Source organism: Vagococcus entomophilus (genome assembly GCF_003987595.1).
Lineage (GTDB): Bacteria > Bacillota > Bacilli > Lactobacillales > Vagococcaceae > Vagococcus_E > Vagococcus_E entomophilus.
This window is the reverse complement of the sequence record NZ_NGJZ01000004.1, coordinates 1-19987: the sequence shown is the minus strand read 5'-3', so window position 1 is coordinate 19987 and position 19987 is coordinate 1. Positions and strand designations below refer to the sequence as shown.

Annotated in this window: 16 protein-coding genes and 1 rRNA gene; 14 read left to right on the top strand and 3 right to left on the bottom strand. The window is 37.6% G+C overall.

The genetic code is table 11. The features are described from left to right. Positions 1 to 274: 274 nt before the first annotated feature. Positions 275 to 1159, top strand: coding sequence for a helix-turn-helix transcriptional regulator (locus CBF30_RS10470; RefSeq protein ID WP_126826444.1), 885 nt, complete (start codon positions 275 to 277; stop codon positions 1157 to 1159). Between the two features lie 29 nt (positions 1160 to 1188). On the opposite strand, the gene CBF30_RS12110 is transcribed toward CBF30_RS10470, so the two are convergent. From CBF30_RS12110 to CBF30_RS10460, 3 genes are all read right to left on the bottom strand, one after another. After that, on the bottom strand, positions 1189 to 1320 hold the full coding sequence (locus CBF30_RS12110) for a hypothetical protein (protein ID WP_281273619.1): 132 nt from the start codon (positions 1318 to 1320) through the stop codon (positions 1189 to 1191). Positions 1321 to 1827: 507 nt separating this feature from the next. Next, positions 1828 to 3189, bottom strand: a complete 1362-nt coding sequence (locus CBF30_RS10465) for a L,D-transpeptidase family protein (protein WP_126826441.1) — start codon at positions 3187 to 3189, stop codon at positions 1828 to 1830. A 139-nt stretch (positions 3190 to 3328) separates the two neighbouring features. Beyond that, positions 3329 to 4294 (bottom strand): L-lactate dehydrogenase, encoded by a 966-nt coding sequence (locus CBF30_RS10460; RefSeq protein WP_126826789.1) that lies wholly within the window; start codon positions 4292 to 4294, stop codon positions 3329 to 3331. A gap of 265 nt (positions 4295 to 4559) precedes the next feature. Between CBF30_RS10460 and pth the strand changes: the two genes are divergently transcribed. From pth to CBF30_RS10395, 13 genes are all read left to right on the top strand, one after another. Then, a complete protein-coding gene (gene pth / locus CBF30_RS10455) occupies positions 4560 to 5132 on the top strand; it encodes an aminoacyl-tRNA hydrolase (protein ID WP_126826438.1) in 573 nt (190 codons plus the stop codon). Positions 5133 to 5138: 6 nt separating this feature from the next. Then, on the top strand, positions 5139 to 8711 hold the full coding sequence (mfd, locus tag CBF30_RS10450; protein ID WP_390221260.1) for a transcription-repair coupling factor: 3573 nt from the start codon (positions 5139 to 5141) through the stop codon (positions 8709 to 8711). Next, positions 8692 to 10311, top strand: coding sequence for a putative polysaccharide biosynthesis protein (locus tag CBF30_RS10445; RefSeq protein WP_170169008.1), 1620 nt, complete (start codon positions 8692 to 8694; stop codon positions 10309 to 10311). The genes mfd and CBF30_RS10445 overlap by 20 nt, the downstream gene beginning before the upstream one ends. Beyond that, positions 10298 to 10573, top strand: coding sequence for an RNA-binding S4 domain-containing protein (locus CBF30_RS10440; protein WP_126826432.1), 276 nt, complete (start codon positions 10298 to 10300; stop codon positions 10571 to 10573). Before CBF30_RS10445 ends, CBF30_RS10440 begins: the two co-directional genes overlap by 14 nt. A 59-nt stretch (positions 10574 to 10632) precedes the next feature. After that, positions 10633 to 11031, top strand: coding sequence for an FtsB family cell division protein (locus CBF30_RS10435; protein WP_126826429.1), 399 nt, complete (start codon positions 10633 to 10635; stop codon positions 11029 to 11031). 122 nt (positions 11032 to 11153) lie between these two features. Further along, positions 11154 to 11585: a S1 domain-containing RNA-binding protein gene (locus CBF30_RS10430; RefSeq protein ID WP_126826426.1), complete on the top strand. Its 432-nt coding sequence runs from the start codon at positions 11154 to 11156 to the stop codon at positions 11583 to 11585. A 70-nt stretch (positions 11586 to 11655) separates the two neighbouring features. Further along, entirely contained in the window at positions 11656 to 13059 is a 1404-nt protein-coding gene (gene tilS, locus CBF30_RS10425) for a tRNA lysidine(34) synthetase TilS (protein ID WP_126826423.1), read from the top strand. A gap of 18 nt (positions 13060 to 13077) precedes the next feature. Further along, positions 13078 to 13629, top strand: a complete 552-nt coding sequence (gene hpt, locus CBF30_RS10420; RefSeq protein WP_126826419.1) for a hypoxanthine phosphoribosyltransferase — start codon at positions 13078 to 13080, stop codon at positions 13627 to 13629. Positions 13630 to 13707: 78 nt separating this feature from the next. After that, positions 13708 to 15759, top strand: coding sequence for an ATP-dependent zinc metalloprotease FtsH (gene ftsH, locus CBF30_RS10415; protein WP_126826416.1), 2052 nt, complete (start codon positions 13708 to 13710; stop codon positions 15757 to 15759). A gap of 106 nt (positions 15760 to 15865) precedes the next feature. After that, a complete protein-coding gene (hslO, locus tag CBF30_RS10410; RefSeq protein WP_126826413.1) occupies positions 15866 to 16750 on the top strand; it encodes an Hsp33 family molecular chaperone HslO in 885 nt (294 codons plus the stop codon). Between the two features lie 10 nt (positions 16751 to 16760). Beyond that, the gene (gene dusB / locus CBF30_RS10405) at positions 16761 to 17750 is read left to right on the top strand and encodes a tRNA dihydrouridine synthase DusB (protein WP_126826410.1); all 990 of its coding nucleotides are present in this window, start codon (positions 16761 to 16763) and stop codon (positions 17748 to 17750) included. 148 nt (positions 17751 to 17898) lie between these two features. Next, positions 17899 to 19362: a lysine--tRNA ligase gene (gene lysS, locus CBF30_RS10400; RefSeq protein ID WP_211340507.1), complete on the top strand. Its 1464-nt coding sequence runs from the start codon at positions 17899 to 17901 to the stop codon at positions 19360 to 19362. Between the two features lie 562 nt (positions 19363 to 19924). Further along, a 16S ribosomal RNA gene (locus tag CBF30_RS10395) occupies positions 19925 to 19987 on the top strand; the annotation flags it as partial.

The window sequence follows — 19987 nt, the reverse complement described above, 5'->3', positions numbered from 1 at the left end:
TAAAAGAATGTGAGATAAGAGTTAAACTCCTATTTCACATTCTTTTTTTGAGCAAATTTGAAAAATTTAGAGTAATTATGCATTTAGTTATGAAATTATTTAAATAAATTATTAATAATTACGTGATTTATGTTAAGTTATTTACATATTTGTATCAAAATAGCGTGTAAAGGTCGAAATTAGTGCTTTTTTGTTTTATAATGGATAAAGACTAGTTTTTCATTGGAAAACAGTTTCAGCATAAAATTGTATTTGAAAGGAGAGGTGTGATTCATTGTTCAAGGGGAATGAAGTTAGACAAGCAAGAAAAAATCTCAACATGACACAAAAGGAATTGTGTAAAGGCATTTGTACACCAGTTACAATTAGCAAACTTGAGTCAAAAAATATAGCGCCTACAGTAGATATACTAATCAAAATCTGTACAAGATTAGGGATTTCATTAAATGATGTATTTGATGAATTTTCAGCTAGTGGGTTGCAAGCTCTTCAAGAAAAAATGCAACAAACAGAGCTACTTACGACCATACAGCAGCACAAAGAAGCAAAAAAGGTATTACAAACTGTTAAGGAAGAAAGTGTCAGGGATACACCTTACGAAGAGCAGTATCACTTTTTGAAGGGGGATATCTTGCTCGTTGCAGATCAAGACTATGAGGATGCCAAGTTCGAATTTGATAAAGTGCTAAATATTACTCTTCAAAATGGCAATAATTTGTATACAGCACTAACGTATAATTGTTTGGGCGTTCTTTATTTCAAACAAAAACAAAATGAAAAAGCCGCTTATTACTTCCGACTTTCTTGTGAATTTGTTGAAGAGGTTCCAGAACTTAACTCTCATTATGTATCAAACGTGATTCGTATCTTGGATAATTCAAGTCGCTACTTTTCTAAGATTGGCGAATATGAAGAAAGCAATGACCTAATCGAACGAGGACTGAAATTGACGAGAGAGTATCGTTTTGGTAGCTATAAAGATACACTTAGCTATATCTATGCGTACAATTTGTATGAGTTAGATAGAGAAAAAAATAAAGAACAGATTACAGACTTGATTGGGCGAGCAAAAGTTTATGCCGAAGATAATGATAATCATTATCTTTTGAAAAAAATTGAGGCTTTTGAGGAAACGAATAATTTAAAAGAAAAAGCTTAACTACTTGTAAGTAGTTAAGCTTTTTTTTACTACATAAAGTCAATATCTACCTCTGTAGGAGTTTGACCAGGTGTTGTTTGTGCTGCTGAAGCTGATAAAGAAGTAGAAGCTAAGGTAAATACAGCTAAAGCACTTAGAGTGAAGGCGAATAATTTTTTCATGAATAACACATCTCCTTTGAATTTAGACAGTTCTTAATCAAACAATATAGTGAGGTATAAGAACTAAAAAACAAGAAAGATTTTATAATTCCAATCCTCAGCTACTGTGTAATGAAATCGGCTAAAAAACATTACATCTATATTATATAAAATAAATAAATATTTATCAATAAAAATACATGAGTCTTTATATTAAAAAACAAAAGGGAATTTCTGTGTTTTATATAAGAAAGTTGATACATAAGCGAATCTGCTTTGTGATAGTATAGAAGTCTCCTTTTTAAGCGGTTTATCAGATGTGTTAAATTGTTTTTAACTTATTTAAATTTTATAATTAATAACAAAAATAATATAAAAAATGCATATTAAAACAAAATCTTTTATTAATTTAGATAAACATAATTTTATGTATAAATAAAAATTTTTTTATCAAAAAAACTCACTCATAAATTATGCAAATAATTTATGAGTGAGCCTTTATTGGTTTTGGCAAAAGTAAATAGGTGTCTAAAAAACGATTACTGGAGTTCCAACACTTACCGCATCAAATAATTTCGCCATAACATCGGGCGGTGTGTTTACGCATCCATGTGAACCATTTGTGGTGTAACGTGTGCCACCATACGCTGCTTGCCACGGGGAATCGTGGATTCCGACTCCGCTCCAGTCAATTGGCATCCAATAATCTACAGGAGTAGCATAGTTTTCTCCTTTTAGAGTCGCGTTACGTTCTTTGTTCCACACGTAGAAAACTCCTTGTGGTGTAGGAGTGCTTGGTTTCCCAGAAACGATATCTGTTTCGATTTGTAGTTTTCCCTCTTTGTAATACCACATATGCTGACTAGACAGGTCGACTTCGATGTAAGTCGATCCGATCAAAGCACTACCAGGAGATGCACTACCTTGAGTAATTGGAGAGCGGGTGAAGTTTTCACCGGCAAGAATAGCTTTGGTTAGTGCTTGAGTTTCATCGTCGGTTTGGATAGTCCAGCTATATGTCCCAGCAGGAACGGATACTTCCCCTCGTTTAGTGCTTTTAAATGAGGTCGCAACTGTACTAGTATTATAGGTAGCTCCTAATTTTTCGACATAGTTTTTAACGGCATTTTTGTCCAAAGTGATTTCTTTTCCGTCATACTGCAACCAACTCTCGATGGTCTCTTTAGGAATTGTAAAAGATTTTCCGCTGATAGAATAAGTCGCTTGAATGGTAGCTAACTTTTGAATTTTTGATAAAGCCGCTTTAATCTCGCTACTGTTAGAGGTTACAGTTGGTTTTACGACATAATTGTTTAAATCTAGTGTATCTGCCCCTTTTTGTATTGCGGACTTAATCGCATCTAATGCTTTGGTGACATCGATATTGTTTCCGGTAACTTCTGGAGTAATAACGAAGCCACTTTCTTTTTTTTCGATTTTCGCGTTAGCAGTGAGCGTACGATTCGTATTGACTTTTTCCAAATCGGGCTTTAACTTGTCTAAGAAACTTGTTAGTGCTTCTTGATTCAGTGATGTATCCTTAATTGTAATGGTGTTACTTTTTCCAAAGTAGGCCCCAAACCATAACCAAGGATTTTGACGGTTTAGTTGTTTGGTTAGGGAAGATTTGTATTCGTTTTTTACACCGATATCTTTTTTAGCTACACTTTTCCATGTGCTAGTTTGGTCTTTGATCGTAAAGTTTTCACTATTAAAAGCATCGGTTAGTGCTGTACTGGCCTCGGTCACAGTCTTATTCTTCAAACTAATAGAGTTTGCCTTAGTATTTGGTAAGAAGTGAGAGCGATAGTAGTTTGCTTGGTAGAAGTAAACACCGGCGATTGCAACAATAAAAATGAATAAAAAAATCATCCATTTCTTCGTTTTCATATATAAGTGCTCCTTTATTATTTAAATGTAATTATATTGTAACATAGTATTGGCAGAATGAGGAGCTATCTTACTTATGATTGATTGAAGGGAACAAAAAAAGAACAGTCAGCTGACTGTTCTTTTTGTTTCGTTAAAATTAGTCTAGATTAGCGAATGCATCATCAAGAACTTTTTTAAGTGCTGAAGCTGATTGATTCATTTTTTCTTTTTCTGCATCATTCAATGGAATTTCAATGACGTCGCTGATACCTTGAGCATTGACGATTGCTGGTGCACCAATATAAATGTCTTTTTGACCATATTTTCCGTCTAAGTAAACAGATAATGGCAAAATTGCATCTTCGTCATTTAAAATTGCTTTGGTAATACGAGCTAGCGCTACAGCGATACCGTAGAAAGTAGCACCTTTTTTCTCAATGATTGTGTACGCAGCATCACGAACACCGAAGAAAATATTTACAAGTTCTTCTTCATTGACTTCTGGGTGATTTTTAACCCATTCTTCAATTTGTAAGCCAGCGATATTCGCATGTGACCAAACTGGGAATTCAGTATCTCCATGCTCACCTAAGATATAAGCATGGACGTTACGAGCATCAACATCTGTTAATTCCGCAATTGCTTGACGGAAACGTGCTGAATCTAGTGAAGTACCAGAACCGATTACGCGGTTTTTAGGGAATCCTGAGAATTTCCAAGTAGCGTAAGTTAAGATGTCTACTGGGTTAGAAGCAACTAAGAAAATACCATCAAAGCCACTTTCTACGATTGAACCGACAATTGATTTGAAGATTTTCAAGTTTTTGTTCACAAGATCTAATCTTGTTTCACCTGGTTTTTGAGCAGCACCAGCTGTGATTACAACTAAATCTGCATCATGACAATCAGAATAGTCAGCAGAATAAATTTTCTTTGGTGAAGTGAACGCTAATGCGTGAGACAAGTCAATTGCGTCACCTTCTGTTTTGTTTTTATCAATATCAACAATTCCAACTTCTTGTGCGATATTTTGTGTAACTAAAGCGAATGCGTAACTAGAGCCTACTGCTCCGTCTCCGACTAGAATTACTTTTTGATGATTTTTTTTGTTGGCAACTACCATGATATAATCCATCTCCCTGTAATAAATTTAGAAACAAACTTTGTACTTAGTATAACATTGAACAAGCGAAATGTCATGAAATATCGTGAAAACTATCATAGTTTTTTTTCGCTATTTTTCTTTAGCACGTTTTATAAAAAGCAATGAATTTGAGCGGAATTGTATCGAGGTTTCTATGAAATATGTTATACTGAAGAGACACTGGGCGATGGGATAATCGCGCAGCATTTTTTGTTGCCATTATACAGTATAAGGGGTTTTTAGCATGAAATTAATTGTAGGGCTGGGGAATCCAGGGACTAAATACCAAGCGACTAAACATAATATAGGATTTATGACCGTTGATGAGATTTGTGCACAGCAAGGGTGTGCGTTTAATAAAGAACAAAATGAAGCGGTGATTGCTGAGTTTTTTATAGGGACAGAAAAAACTTTGTTAGTGAAACCACAAACTTTTATGAACGACTCTGGCAGATCCATCCGGCCGTTGATGGATTACTACCATATTGACTTGGAAGATCTTCTTGTGATTTATGATGATATGGATTTAGAAGTTGGGGCTATTCGTTTACGTGCCAAAGGAAGTGCTGGAGGGCATAATGGAATTAAAAGTTTAATTGCCCACCTCGGTACACAAGAATTCAATCGTTTGAGGATTGGAATTGATCGTCCTCGCGTAAATCAAACAGTAGTTACACATGTCTTGAGTACTTTTCCAAGGAGCGAACATGAGCTAGTACTTGGCTCTATTAAAAAAGCAGCAGATGCCGCGCTGTTTTGGGCGCAGGGAAATACATTTGAAAATACAATGAATCAGTATAATCGTAAAGGAGGATAATGAGTAGTGGAAAATTTAATAGAGGTTTTTTCCGCTTCTTCACAATTTAAAGAATGGTTCAAAGCAAGTAAAGCCCAAACACATCAGTTAGTGATTGGGCTTGCTGGTTCTGCCAAGACACTTGCAATCAAAGCTTTTTTTAAAGAAAAGAAACAACCGATGTTGGTGGTCGTACCCAATCTTTATTATGCAAATAATTTGGTAGATGACTTACGCAATGTATTGCCAGAAGAGCAAATTCACCTGTTTCCAGTTGATGAGATGGTCGCAGCTGAGATGGCCTTTTCATCGCCCGAATTTAGTTCGGAGCGTATTGCAACATTGGATTTTCTTAGTGCAAATCAGACTGGAATCGTTGTGGTGCCGCTTGCGGGTGCTAGAAAATGGCTGCCAAGCCCAGATTTGTGGAAACAAGGCCGAATTCAGTTAAGTGAAGGAGCAGATTTAGACGTAGAAAGCCTGCCCAAAAGGCTAATACATATGGGATATGTCAGAGAACAAATGGTGGCAAAGCCAGGAGAGTTTAGCATCCGTGGGGGAATTGTAGATATTTATCCACTGACAGCGGATTATCCGATCCGTATTGAACTGTTTGATACAGAAATTGAATCTATTCGTCAGTTTGATGCAGAGTCACAAAGATCCATTCAAAGAGTTGATTCAGCGATGATCTCTCCAGCTAAAGACTTATTTTTTACTGAGGAACAGTTGCAAGAGGGGGCAAAAAAATTAGCAGAGCGTACCAAGGAATATTGCTCAAAAATCTCTGATCAAACACAACAAGCGTTTGTTGAAAGTTATTTCGAGGGGCTCACTGATGAATGGACTTTAGGAAACTATACAGAAGAAATGCGCTATTTTGCGGATATTTTATACAAGGAAAAATTCACCATTTTTGATTACCTAGCTGAATCAGGCTACGTTTTTGTGGATGATTATAGCCGTTTAATGGAAAGTGAACGTGAGTTGGCGAAAGATGAAGCTGAATGGATGGTGCAAAAACTTGAAGAACAAAGAATTATTCCAAATCTTTGTTTAGCAGCAGATATGCGAAAAACGTTTAAACAAGTGCAACAACCGATTACGTATTTTTCATTGTTCCAAAAGGGAATGGGAAATCTACGTTTTCAAGGAATCTATACCTTTGAGTACCGTGCGATGCAACAGTTTTTTGGTCAGCTTCCCTTATTAAAAGCGGAAACGGATAGATGGCATAAGCAAAAGCAAACAGTGGTTGTCTTAGTGCCAAATGCAGAGCGTAGTAAAAAAATGGAAGAATTATTTATTGATGCGGAGATTCGTACGGTTGTGAATCATGCAGGGACGCTTATTCCTGGGCAACTGCAGATTGTAATGGGACAGTTGCAAGCAGGGTTTGAGCTTCCAAAAGAGCGATTAGTTGTTGTAACAGAAAAAGAAATCTTGCATACGACTACCAAAAAAAGAGCGCGTAAGACGAGCATCTCTAATGCAGAACGGCTAAAAGATTACAACGAGCTCAAACCAGGAGACTACGTTGTGCATGCAAATCACGGGATTGGTCAATACATCGGCATGGAAACTTTAGAAGTTGACGGGGTTCATCAGGACTACATGACGATTCTTTACCAAAATAATGACAAATTGTTTATTCCAGTGACACAGCTAGATCTTATTCAAAAATATGTTGCTTCTGAATCTAAGTCGCCTAGAATTAACAAACTAGGTGGGAGTGAATGGAGCAAAACAAAGAAAAAAGTTTCAGCTAAAATTGAGGATATTGCAGATGACTTAATTAAGCTTTATGCGCAAAGAGAAGCAGAAAGAGGGTACGCTTTTTCACCCGATGATGCGTATCAAAAAGAATTTGAGGATGCTTTTCCATATAGTGAAACAGAAGATCAACTGCGTAGTACAGTTGAGATTAAGAAAGATATGGAAAAAGAAAAATCAATGGATCGATTGCTTGTCGGGGATGTCGGATACGGAAAAACGGAAGTGGCGTTACGGGCAGCTTTTAAGGCAATCCAAGATGGAAAACAAGTCGCATTTTTAGTGCCAACAACCATCTTAGCCCAACAACACTACGAGACAATGGTCGACAGATTTGCTGCTTTTCCGATATCAGTCGGTTTAATGAGCCGTTTCCGTACGAGAAAACAACAAAAAGAAACGATTGAAGGTCTTAAAAAAGGACAAATTGATATAGTCGTGGGTACCCATCGTTTGCTCTCACAAGATATTGAGTTTCAGGATTTAGGGTTACTCGTTATCGATGAGGAACAACGTTTTGGCGTCAAGCATAAAGAGCGCTTGAAGCAACTACGCGCACAAGTGGATGTGCTAACACTCACTGCTACGCCAATCCCAAGAACCTTACACATGTCAATGCTAGGAGTCCGAGATTTGTCTGTAATTGAGACCCCACCAGCTAACCGGTATCCAATTCAAACCTATGTAATGGAAAAAAATGTTGGAGCTGTTCGGGAAGGCATTGAACGTGAAATAGCACGAGGTGGCCAAATTTTTTATCTGCATAACCGAGTGGATACAATTATTCAAAAAGTGGATGAGCTGCAAGAACTTGTACCAGAAGCAAGAATTGCACATGCGCATGGACAAATGACGGAAATTCAACTTGAAAATGTACTATTTGACTTTATTAGTGGAGAATACGACATTCTGGTCACGACAACAATTATAGAAACAGGGGTCGATATTCCAAACGCGAACACATTATTTGTTGAAAATGCAGATTATATGGGACTTTCCCAGTTGTATCAATTAAGAGGACGTGTCGGACGGAGTAATCGAATTGCGTATGCTTATTTTATGTACGAGCCACAAAAGATTTTGACTGAGGTCAGTGAGAAGAGACTTCAAGCAATCAAAGACTTTACTGAGTTGGGATCGGGCTTTAAAATTGCCATGCGGGATTTGTCTATTCGTGGTGCAGGAAATCTTTTAGGGGCTCAACAGCACGGCTTCATTGACTCGGTAGGATTTGATATGTATACACAGATGTTAAATGAAGCGGTTGCTAGAAAACAAGGAGTCGCACCGGAAAAACAAAAAACAGTTGTAGAAATTGATTTGGAAGTAGATGCCTATTTACCAAATACCTATATTCAAGATGAACGCCAAAAAATCGAAATTTATAAGCGAATCCGCCAGTTGGAAAATGAAGAAATGTATGAAGAGATTGAAAGTGATCTTTTGGACCGTTTTGGCGAGTACCCAGATCAGGTTGCACATTTGCTAACGATTGGGTTAATCAAGATGCATAGCGAAGCGGCGATGATTGAAAGTATCCGTCGTAAGCAACAAAAAATCAGCTTTACAATTAGCAAAACTGGACGATATGCTTATAATGTTGAACAAATCTTTGAGGCGCTATCTAGTACCAAGCTTAAAGCAGATTTAGGCATGGATGGGGACAAAATCCTCGTTCATTTGCGCATCGAAAAAAATATGGATGAGGCCATTTGGCTCAACGAAATTGTTCAGTTTGTTTCAGCTTTGCGCAAGCAGAAATATCAAATGAACGCTTCCTCCCACTCAACTGAAAATGGAGAGGCCGATGACACAAACAACCAGTAAATTAGCAAAGGGAACCATGATTTTGACGATTACCTCTTTACTCGTCAAAATTTTAAGTGCGATTTACCGTGTTCCTTTTCAAAACCTTGTTGGTGACGAAGGCTTTTATGTGTATCAACAAGTTTACCCTATTTATGGGATTGCCATGACACTTGCTTTGTCTGGAATCCCTGTGTTTTTTTCAAAAATCATTGCAGAAAAGGACAACCAACTAGAAAAAGAAGAAGCAATTCAGACATTCTATCCATTGTTTGTTGTGTTATCTTTAGGCTTGTTCCTCGGTACTTTCTTTGGAGGTACGTGTTTAGCCCGATTAATGGGGGATGCTAAGTTGAGTAGCTTGATTCGTATGACTTCTTTTGTTTTTTTGCTGGCACCAGCTGTCGCAACATACAGAGGGTACTTTCAAGGAGAGCTACAAATGGCACCTACAGCGATTTCTCAGCTCTGGGAACAAGTTATTCGTGTCGCAACAATATTACTGGCTGCCTTTTTCTTTACAAAAACTCGGATGTCGTTATACCAAATGGGCACGTGGGCAATCTCAGGTGCTGTGCTTGGGATTGGGGCTGCTTATCTGGTTTTAGTCGTGTATAGTCGCAAACAGCTAAAAAAAGAGATTCGTTTGCCAAAAATTACAAAAATGAGTAAACAGTCTTTCAAAGAAAGTGTGCGTAATGTCAAAAGGTTTGGCTATGAGGGTGGAGTAGTCTGCATTTACAGCGCATATCTGATTCTTTTTCAATTGATTGATTCTTTTTTTATCAAGAATTTACTGGTACGTATAGGTATGTCAGAAACTCAAGCGAAAGTTACGAAAGGAATCTTTGATCGAGGACAGCCTTTAGTCCAGTTGGGTCTAGTAGTTGCGACTTCTTTGATGGCGGTCTATTTACCTGTGCTAACAAAGTACTATGTGACAAAAAGAAAAGAAAAATTTTTGTTTGCAACTAGCCTGTATTTACGTTTGACATTTGTTGTGGGTCTTGCCGCCTCGTGTGGTCTTGCATGTATACTGCCTTTTGTCAATCGTGGGCTTTTTGGGAGTACGGCGCAAAACACTGCCTTAATGATTTTTGTTTTTGCTGTTTTTTTTATGTCACTGATTCAAGCTTATCAAACCGTTTTTCAAAGCTATAGTTGTCTGAAACCAGTTTTGATAGCAGCTTTTTTGGGGATTTTAGGAAAACTAGTGGCTATTGTCCTTTTGACAAAATATTTTGGTATCAACGGGGCTAGTGCCTCTACGCTATTAGGGCTAGTTTGTTGTGTGAGTGTACTGCATCTTTGTTTTAAATATTCTTGGAAAGTGACAACGTTTAGCGCATTTTTTTATTTGAAGCTCTTGCTATGTATCGGTATAATGGGAGTAATCCTTGTTTTATACAAGAATGGAGTGGGGTATTTATTTGGTGTCAATCTCAAGCGAATGTTTGCACTATGCCTGGCTCTAATGGGTGTTTTGATTGGGGCAACAATTTTTTTGCTTTCAATTTTAAAGTTAAAAGTGTTTAGCACAAGAGAATGGTTGTTGATACCTTATGGAAAAAAACTACTATCACTAAAAAATAGAAATGGAGAAAAACATGAGATTAGATAAATATTTAAAAGTGTCAAGAATTATCAAACGTCGGACTGTAGCAAAAGAAGTGGCAGATAAAGGTAGAATTCAGATCAATGGGCAGTTAGCAAAATCATCTACTGATGTCAAAGTAGGGGATCATTTGAAAATTGTTTTTGGCAACAAAGTGCTAGAAGTCGAAGTGACACAGCTACAAGAATCTACCAAAAAAGAAGATGCAAAGGATATGTATAAAATTATCCAAGAAACTCGGGATGCTTCCTTTGAAAAATTGGGTTAGACAATCGCTTTTTAAGTTGGTATAATAGGAACAATAATAAAAAGATTGGAGTTTTAAAGATGAAGTTAGCAAGAAAAAATGTTTCGAATATTGCTTCTCTGGACAATCATTATACAAAAAAACAAATGAAGCATTTTCAAAAAACGCAGAAACAACTTGTCTTTCGTCGTCGTAGACTGTCCTTGCTTTTTGTTATTGCGGCAATTTTTTTGTTAGTGTCAAGTATTAATATCTATAAAAATTACAGAGAGTTGCAAACTTTAAAAGCAGAAAAACAGACTGTTTTAAAACAACAGAAGACTTCTGCAGCGCAAAAAAAAGAGTTGACGGACGAAGTAAATTTACTGAAAGATACATCATATGTTGAAAAATTAGCAAGAAGTAAATACTATCTGTCAAAAGATGGAGAAAAAGTGTATAATTATCCTCAAGGAAATGAAACCGAATCTAGTAAGTAGCAAAACAATGCAGTAAAAGGTAATAACAACAGTGTAATGAAGCGATTCAGAGACTGTTTGTAATAAACTGGTTTAAAAAATGAAAGAATAAAAGGGAAGATTTAAGGAGGAGCATTTGGTTTATGTCAATTGAAGTAGGAGCAAAACTCGCTGGAAAGGTTTCGGGTATCACGAATTTTGGTGCTTTTATCGATCTAGGAGAAGGTAAAACTGGGTTGGTTCATATTAGTGAAGTTTCAAATAGTTATGTAAAAGATATTCACGATGTTTTAACAGTCGGAGATCAAGTGACAGTCAAGGTGATGTCTGTTGGTGATGATGGCAAAGTGGGATTATCAATTCGTAGAACACTAGAAGAAACAAAAGAAAGACCAAAAAAAGAGTATACTCGACCACATCATTCTGCTCCAAAGAAAGCTGCTCCACAAGTAGCGAAAAAACAAGATTTTGATTCGTTGATGAGTTCTTTTTTGAAAGATAGTGATGATCGTTTGACTTCTTTGAAAAGAAATACTGAAGGAAAACGTGGTGGACGCGGCGGACGTCGCAATTAATTTGAAATAAAATGAAGGTTGGTAGACAATTGTCCCAACCTTTTTCATTTTTTAGAAAGGATATCCTCAGATGAATATTGAGCAATTTTTTTATCAATCATTTCAGAAAGAACGACTGGAAAATCAAACGATTTTACTAGCTGTTTCTGGTGGAGTTGATTCCATGGTATTGCTGAATTTGTTTGAAAAATGTTCTAGTGAATCTTCTTTGAAATTTGGCGTGGCACATGTAAATCATGGGCTTAGAAAAGAGTCAAATCAAGAAGAGGTTTTTTTGCGTGATTATTGTCAGATAAGAGGAATTCCTTTTTTTTCTACCCGTTGGGAGGAAGGAGCTACAATTAGCACGAACGTTGAGGCACGTGCACGAGCGTTTCGTTATCAATTTTTCCTAGAGCTTTTAAATAATGAAAATTATGACTGCTTAGTCACTGCACATCATGCAGATGATCAAGCAGAAACGGTTCTTATGCGGCTGATCAAGGGTGGCTTTTTACAAAATTTGCGTGGCATAAAGTCAGAAAGAGCATTTGGTGGATACAAGCTAATTCGTCCATTTTTACATTTTTCAAAAAGTGAAATAAAACAATATGCTAAGGAAAATCAATTAATGTGGTTTGAAGATGCGACCAATTTGCAAGCAGATTATTTTAGAAATCGTATCAGGCAAGAAGTGGTCCCCCTTATGAAAAAAGAAAATCCTCAATTTTTGACGCAAGTAGCTCATTTAGCTGAACAAATAAATGAGGCCAATGATTTGATTGGTGAGGTGGTAGCCACCCACTTCTCAGCAGTTTTTGAGCAAGCAGAAGAGGATGTCTGGGAGATTCGCTTAGCAGAATTCCGACAATGTTCCAAAAGCTTACAATACTATTTACTTTATGAATTATTTCAAAAACAAGGCTTACTTCGAAAAGCTAAATTAAACTTTGTTACAATAAAGCAGGTTCAAACATTACTACTCGGAGATGAAGGGAAGAAAGTGTTGCATCTAAGTCATGGCTTTCGACTTGTCAAAAGTTACCAAACGGCGCAATTAAGGCAGCAAAAGGTCGAAGAAGACTCACTATCTCAGTCTCCGGTTTTTCTAAATGAAAATCAATGGCACAAACTTTCCTCGAATGAGGCGATGGGCTTATTTATAGAGCAGGAGTCAATTGCGTTGCCAGAAGAATTAAAAAGATGGACGCAACAAGACAGCTGTGTGATTTCTAGTGAAATCCCCTTGCCACTTTGTGTTCGTAAACGTCAACCTGGGGACAAAATGGTAATCGATGCGCGGGGACATACTAAGAAAATTAGGCGTATTTTCATTGATCAAAAAATCGAAGCTACACTTCGCTTACAGTCTTGGGTTGTAACAGATTATTTAGACAAAATTTTGTGGTTAGTCCCTTTTCGTAAATCCTATTTGAGTATTGAGAAAGAAACTGATAAAATACATTACAGACTCATTTATTTTAAAAATGAGTAAGTTTGGAAGGAGAACAATATGTTAGATCAAGATATAAAAAAAATTATTTATTCAAAAGAAGATATTGCCAAAAAAACAGCTGAATTGGGACAAGTTTTAGGCGAAAAGTATCAAGGGGTAAATCCTTTGGTAGTGGGAATCTTAAAAGGAGCAGTTCCTTTCATGGCTGACATTGTCCGTTCAATGAATATTCCGTTAGAGATGGATTTTATGGATGTTTCAAGTTATGGCACTGGCACAGTTTCATCCGGTGAAGTAAAAATTTTAAAAGATTTAGACACAAACGTGGAAGGTCGAGACATATTAATTGTCGAAGATATCATTGATAGTGGTCAAACTCTCAAATATTTGGTGGAGCTGTTTAAATATCGTAAAGCAAAATCCGTTCAGATTGTAACGCTTTTGGATAAAGTGGAAGGCAGATTAGTGGATATTAAAGCAGATTATGTAGGCTTTAATGTTCCTAATGAATTCGTTGTGGGATATGGACTTGACTATGCTGAGGCGTATCGTAATTTACCATACGTAGGCGTTTTAAAACCAGAAATTTATGAAACAGCAAATGAGTAACAGAAATAACAAAAGTATGGTATTATGTTAGCGTTGGATATATTGGAAATATATCTGTAGCTTAGAGGGAGGACATAAATGAAAAAACAGAATAATGGAATGAAGAGCGGTCTTTACTATGTGCTAGCAGTCTTAGCCATGGTGCTAGTTGTCTACTTCGTTTTTGGACCAAATAATACACAATCACCAGACATTACTTACTCTAAATTTAGTGAGCAATTAAAAGAAGGGAAAGTGAAAGGGTTTAGTGTTCAACCTTCAAATGGTGCGTATACAATTAGTGGTGAATACAATTCAAAACAAAAAGTGAAAAGTGATGGACTTTCTATTTTAGGTAGTACAGAAATCACTACGACAAAATTTACGACAATTGTTTTACCCAATGATTCTACCCTTGCCGAAGTGAATGCGTTGGCCAAAGAAAGCAAAACAGATGTCACAATTAAGCCGGAGTCTAATAGTGGACTATGGATTTCGCTAATAGCTAGTTTTCTCCCAATTGTGATTTTAGTTTTCTTCTTTTATATGATGATGGGCCAAGGTGGTCAAGGTGGCGGTAATGGCCGTGTGATGAACTTTGGAAAATCAAAAGCAAAAGAAGCAGATAAAAAAGCAAATAAAATTCGTTTTTCCGATGTAGCAGGTGCAGAAGAAGAAAAACAAGAATTAGTAGAAGTGGTAGAGTTCCTAAAAGATCCACGTCGTTTCTTAGAGATAGGGGCGCGCATTCCAGCAGGTGTGCTACTAGAGGGTCCTCCAGGGACTGGGAAAACATTGCTTGCAAAAGCCGTTGCTGGTGAAGCGGGTGTGCCTTTTTATTCCATCTCAGGTTCTGACTTTGTAGAGATGTTTGTCGGTGTTGGGGCAAGCCGTGTTCGTGACTTGTTTGAAACAGCTAAGAAAAATGCACCTTCTATTATCTTTATTGATGAGATTGATGCGGTTGGACGCCAACGTGGTGCTGGTATGGGTGGTGGACACGATGAACGTGAACAAACCCTTAACCAAATGCTAGTAGAAATGGACGGATTTAGCGGAAATGAAGGAGTTATTGTCATTGCTGCAACGAACCGTTCTGATGTATTAGATCCAGCGTTACTTCGTCCAGGTCGTTTTGATCGTCAAATTCTTGTGGGACGTCCAGATGTTAAAGGACGTGAAGCCATTTTGAAAGTACATGCTAGAAATAAACCATTAGCAGACGATGTTGATTTAAAAGTGGTTGCACAACAAACACCAGGGTTTGCTGGAGCGGACTTAGAAAATGTTTTAAATGAAGCAGCGTTAGTGGCTGCTCGTCGGAACAAGAAAAAGATTGATGCTTCTGATATTGATGAAGCAGAAGACCGTGTGATTGCAGGTCCAGCTAAGAAAGATCGTGTTGTCAGTCAAAAAGAACGCAAAATGGTTGCTTATCATGAAGCGGGGCATACAATCTGTGGTTTGGTGCTAAGCGATGCGCGTGTTGTTCACAAAGTAACAATTGTTCCTCGTGGACGTGCTGGCGGATACATGATTGCCTTGCCCAAAGAGGATCGCTTCTTGATGACAAAAGACGAGATGTTCCAACAAATCGTTGGCTTGCTTGGTGGACGTACTGCTGAAGAAGTAATCTTTGATGTGCAGTCTACAGGAGCAAGTAATGATTTTGAGCAAGCAACAGCAATGGCGCGTAGTATGGTGACAGAGTACGGGATGAGTGACAAATTAGGACCGGTTCAGTATGAAGGAAACCATCAAGTATTTGTCGGTAGAGATTATGGACAAACAAAAGCTTATTCTGAACAAGTTGCTTATCAAATTGACGAAGAAGTTCGGGCAATTCTAAACAAAGCTCACGCAAAAGCGCGTGAAATTATTGAAGAATATCACGAAAAACATCAATTAATTGCAGAAAAATTACTAGAATTTGAGACATTAGATGCACGCAGTATTAAATCATTGTTTGAAACTGGAGAAATGCCAAAAGATGTAACAGAAAATCAATTCCCTAGCGAAAAAGCTGCTACTTTTGAAGAAGCGAAAAGAGCTGCGGATGAACGTGATGCTCAAAAGCAAGCAGAAGAAAAACAAGAAGAAGCAAAAGAAACAAAAGAAAACTCAGATAGCAAGGAAACACCTACAGAATAAAAGCTGAAAGGTTTGAACTTTCTAGAGAATATTGTAAGATTAAGGTGGGTTGCATCGTGCAACCCACCTTATATTATGTCATGAGAAAATTAGAAGGAGAATATAGATGAGCGATTATTTAATCAAAGCATTGGCCTTTGAAGGGCAAATTAGAGCGTATGCTGTTCGTGCCACAGATACAGTGGGAGTAGCGCAACAAAAGCATGAGACTTGGAGCGCCTCTTCTGCAGCGCTTGGCAGAACGATGGTGGCTTCGCTTTTGCTTGGTGCAACAGTAAAAGGAGAAGACAAACTAACGGTCAAAGTTCAAGGGAATGGACCTGGCGGAGCGATAGTAGTTGACAGTGATGGTAGTGGAAATGTCAAAGGATATATCCAAAATCCTAAAGTCAGCCTTCCTTTAAATAATAAAGGGAAAATTGATGTACGCGGTGCAGTGGGGACAGAAGGTATTTTGAGTGTGACAAAAGATTTAGGACTTAAAGAACCCTTTACTGGTCAAGTCCCCCTTGTTTCAGGAGAGTTAGGAGAAGACTTTGCCTATTATATGGCGAACTCTGAGCAAGTTCCCTCAGCGGTTGGATTAAGTGTTTTAGTTGATACTGACGAAACGATTAAGGCCTCTGGTGGCTTTATGATTCAGGTAATGCCAGGAGCAACGGATGAGACGCTTGCGGAGGTTGAAAAGAGAATCGCAACGATTCCTCTGGTTTCCAAGTTGATGGACAAAGGGGAAACGCCAGAGCAAATTCTAGAGCGACTTTTAGGTGCGGAGAACATTAAAATTTTAGATAAAATGCCCGTTCAATTCAAATGTGATTGCTCCAAAGAAAAATTTGCCTCTGCAATTATTACATTGGGGGTCAAAGAGATTGATTCGATGATAAAAGAAGATCACGGGGCAGAAGCAGTTTGTCATTTTTGTGGCAATAAGTACTTATATACAGAGAAAGAACTAGAAGATTTGAAACAAGAAATAATAAAGGGGTAGAGAGAAAGCAATGTGGAAAATAGGCAATGTTAAAATCCCTAACCGAGTAGTGGTGGCTCCAATGGCAGGTATTAGCAATGCTGCGTTTCGTGTAACTGTGAAAGAGTTTGGTGCAGGTCTTGTGGTTTGCGAGATGGTGAGTGATAAGGGAATTCATTTTCGTAATCAAAAGACTTTGGATATGTTACATATTGAAGAAACAGAGCATCCACTCAGCTTGCAGATTTTTGGTGGCAACAAGGAAACATTGGTGGAAGCAGCACAATTTGTAGAAGCAAATACCGATGTGGATATTATTGATATTAATATGGGTTGTCCTGTGAATAAAATTATTAAGGCTGAGGCTGGGGCGAAATGGTTACTCGATCCGAACAAGGTGTATGAGATGGTCGAGGCGGTGGCTTCCGCTGTCAAAATTCCGGTGACGGTTAAAATGCGTATTGGTTGGGATTCGGAGCATGTGTTTGCAATCGAAAATGCATTAGCTGCTGAAAAAGCTGGTGCTGCCGCAATTGCGATGCATGGGCGCACGCGAGTACAGATGTATGAAGGAAAAGCAAACTGGGAAGTTTTGGCAAAAGTAAAAAGTAAGCTTTCGATTCCTTTTATGGGCAATGGTGATGTAAAGACTCCTCAAGATGCAAAACGGATGTTGGATGAAGTTGGTTGCGATGGGGTAATGATTGGAAGAGCTGCGCTAGGGAATCCGTGGATGATTTATCAAACAAAGCATTACCTAGAAACGGGCGAATTAGTACCAGAGCCTTCTCCTAGAGCAAAAATCGCGACTGCTAAACTACATCTACAAAGATTGGTTGATTTAAAAGGTGAAGATATTGCAGTTCGGGAATTTAGGCAGCATGCTGCTTACTATCTTAAAGGAATACCAAGAGCAGCTAAGACAAAGATAGCGGTCAATCAAACGTTAAAACAAGAAGAAATGACTGAAGTGTTGGATGAATTCGTGGATAAAATCGAACAAAGTGGCATTTTAGACTAAGAAGGAGGATACGAAAATAAAAAGAAGGCAAAAATTCGAAAGATATACTTGCCTTTTTTGTTTTTTATATGGCATTATAGTAAAGAATAGGTGGATAAAAAAGGACGGAGGAAGAAAATTGACGGAACAACAACATACCCAAGAAGAGATGAATGATCAATTACGCGTGAGAAGAGAGAAAATGGCTCACCTTAAAGAAGAAGGAATTGATCCATTTGGTATGCGCTTTGAACGTTCACATGATTCTCAAGAACTTCACGATGCGTACGACCAGTACACGAAGGAGGAGCTTGCTGAGAAAAAACTAACAGCGACAGTCGCAGGAAGAATGATGACGAAACGTGGGAAAGGAAAAGTAGGTTTTGCTCACTTACAAGATAGAGAAGGGCAGATCCAAATCTATGTACGTAAAGATACGGTTGGAGAAGAAGCTTATGCAATCTTCAAGCAGGCTGATTTAGGTGATTTTATCGGAGTGTCTGGCGATGTAATGAAGACTGATACTGGTGAAGTAACGATTAAACCAACTAGTCTTGTGTTGCTATCCAAAGCTTTACGTCCGCTTCCAGACAAGTATCATGGATTAACTAATATTGAACAACGCTATCGTCAAAGATATTTAGATTTGATTAGTAATAAGGATAGTTTCGATAGTTTTGTAAAAAGAAGTGAAATTATCAAGGAAATTCGCAATTATTTGAATAATCACGGCTATTTAGAAGTAGAGACACCAACGCTTCATAATATGGCTGGTGGTGCAGCAGCACGGCCGTTTATTACACACCATAACGCATTAGATATGGACTTATATCTACGTATTGCACTAGAGCTACATTTAAAACGGCTCATTGTTGGTGGAATGGAAAAAGTTTACGAAATTGGGCGTGTTTTCCGTAATGAGGGTATCGATACAACACATAACCCAGAGTTTACTATGCTAGAAGTTTATACTGCATATACGGATTACCAAGATGTTATGGACTTGACAGAGGGAATCATCACAACTGCTGCCAAAAATGTGTTGGGTGAGACAACTGTTCCTTATGGTGAGGTGGAAGTAAATCTAGGTTCGCCTTGGCGCCGTGTCCATATGGTTGATGCTATTAAAGAAGAAACCGGGGTTGATTTTTGGCGTGTGATGACTGACGAAGAGGCACGTGAAATTGCAAAAGAACACCATGTTTCAGTAGAAAATCACATGCAAGTCGGACATGTAATCAATGAATTTTTCGAGCATTTTGTCGAGGAAACTCTAATTCAGCCAACTTTTGTCTACGGTCATCCAGTTGAAATATCGCCATTGGCTAAGAAAAATAAAGAAGACGAACGTTTTACTGATCGTTTTGAATTATTTATTGTAGGAAAAGAATATGCAAATGCGTTTACTGAGTTAAATGATCCTATTGATCAAAGAGAACGATTTGAAGCGCAGGCTAAAGAAAAAGAATTAGGGAATGATGAAGCTCACGGTATCGATGAAGACTTCATTGAAGCATTAGAATACGGTATGCCACCAACAGGAGGGCTAGGAATTGGGGTTGATCGCTTGGTAATGCTATTGACCAACTCACAATCTATAAGAGATGTATTACTTTTTCCAACAATGAAATAAAAAAAGGGGAAGCAACTAGCTTCCCTTATTTTTATACGAATATCATAGCAGAAAAATTAATAGATAGAGGATATGAATGGGTTAAAAACGAATGATTGGTGTTCATTTTTTATCAATGTATAGTTTTTGTATAAACTGAAAAAAATATGCAAATTTGTGTTGACGAAATGGCTTTCTCTTGGTATATTAATACATGTCGTTAAGACAGCTAAACCTTTTTAAATCAACGAAAAAAACTTTTTTAGAAAAGTGTTGACAAGAACATTCTTGTTATGTTATTCTACTAAAGTTGAAAGAAACAACTCGTGCAAACGATTGATTTCATTCAGAAAGATTTAAAAAAATATCAAAAAAGAGGTTGACAAACATTTCACTTCTTGTTATGATATATGAGTTGCTGAAACGCAACGAAGTAGACCTTTGAAAACTGAACAAAGTAAGACAAACCAAATGTGTAGGGCGTTTTTACATCTTGTAAAAACAACAAACATTTTTAATTTTAGTGAAGTCAATTCGCTAGCAAACAACAATGAGCTAAATGTCGCAAGACATTATCATAACTTTTAATGAGAGTTTGATCCTGGCTCAGGACGAACGCTGGCGGCGTGCCTAATACATGCAAGTC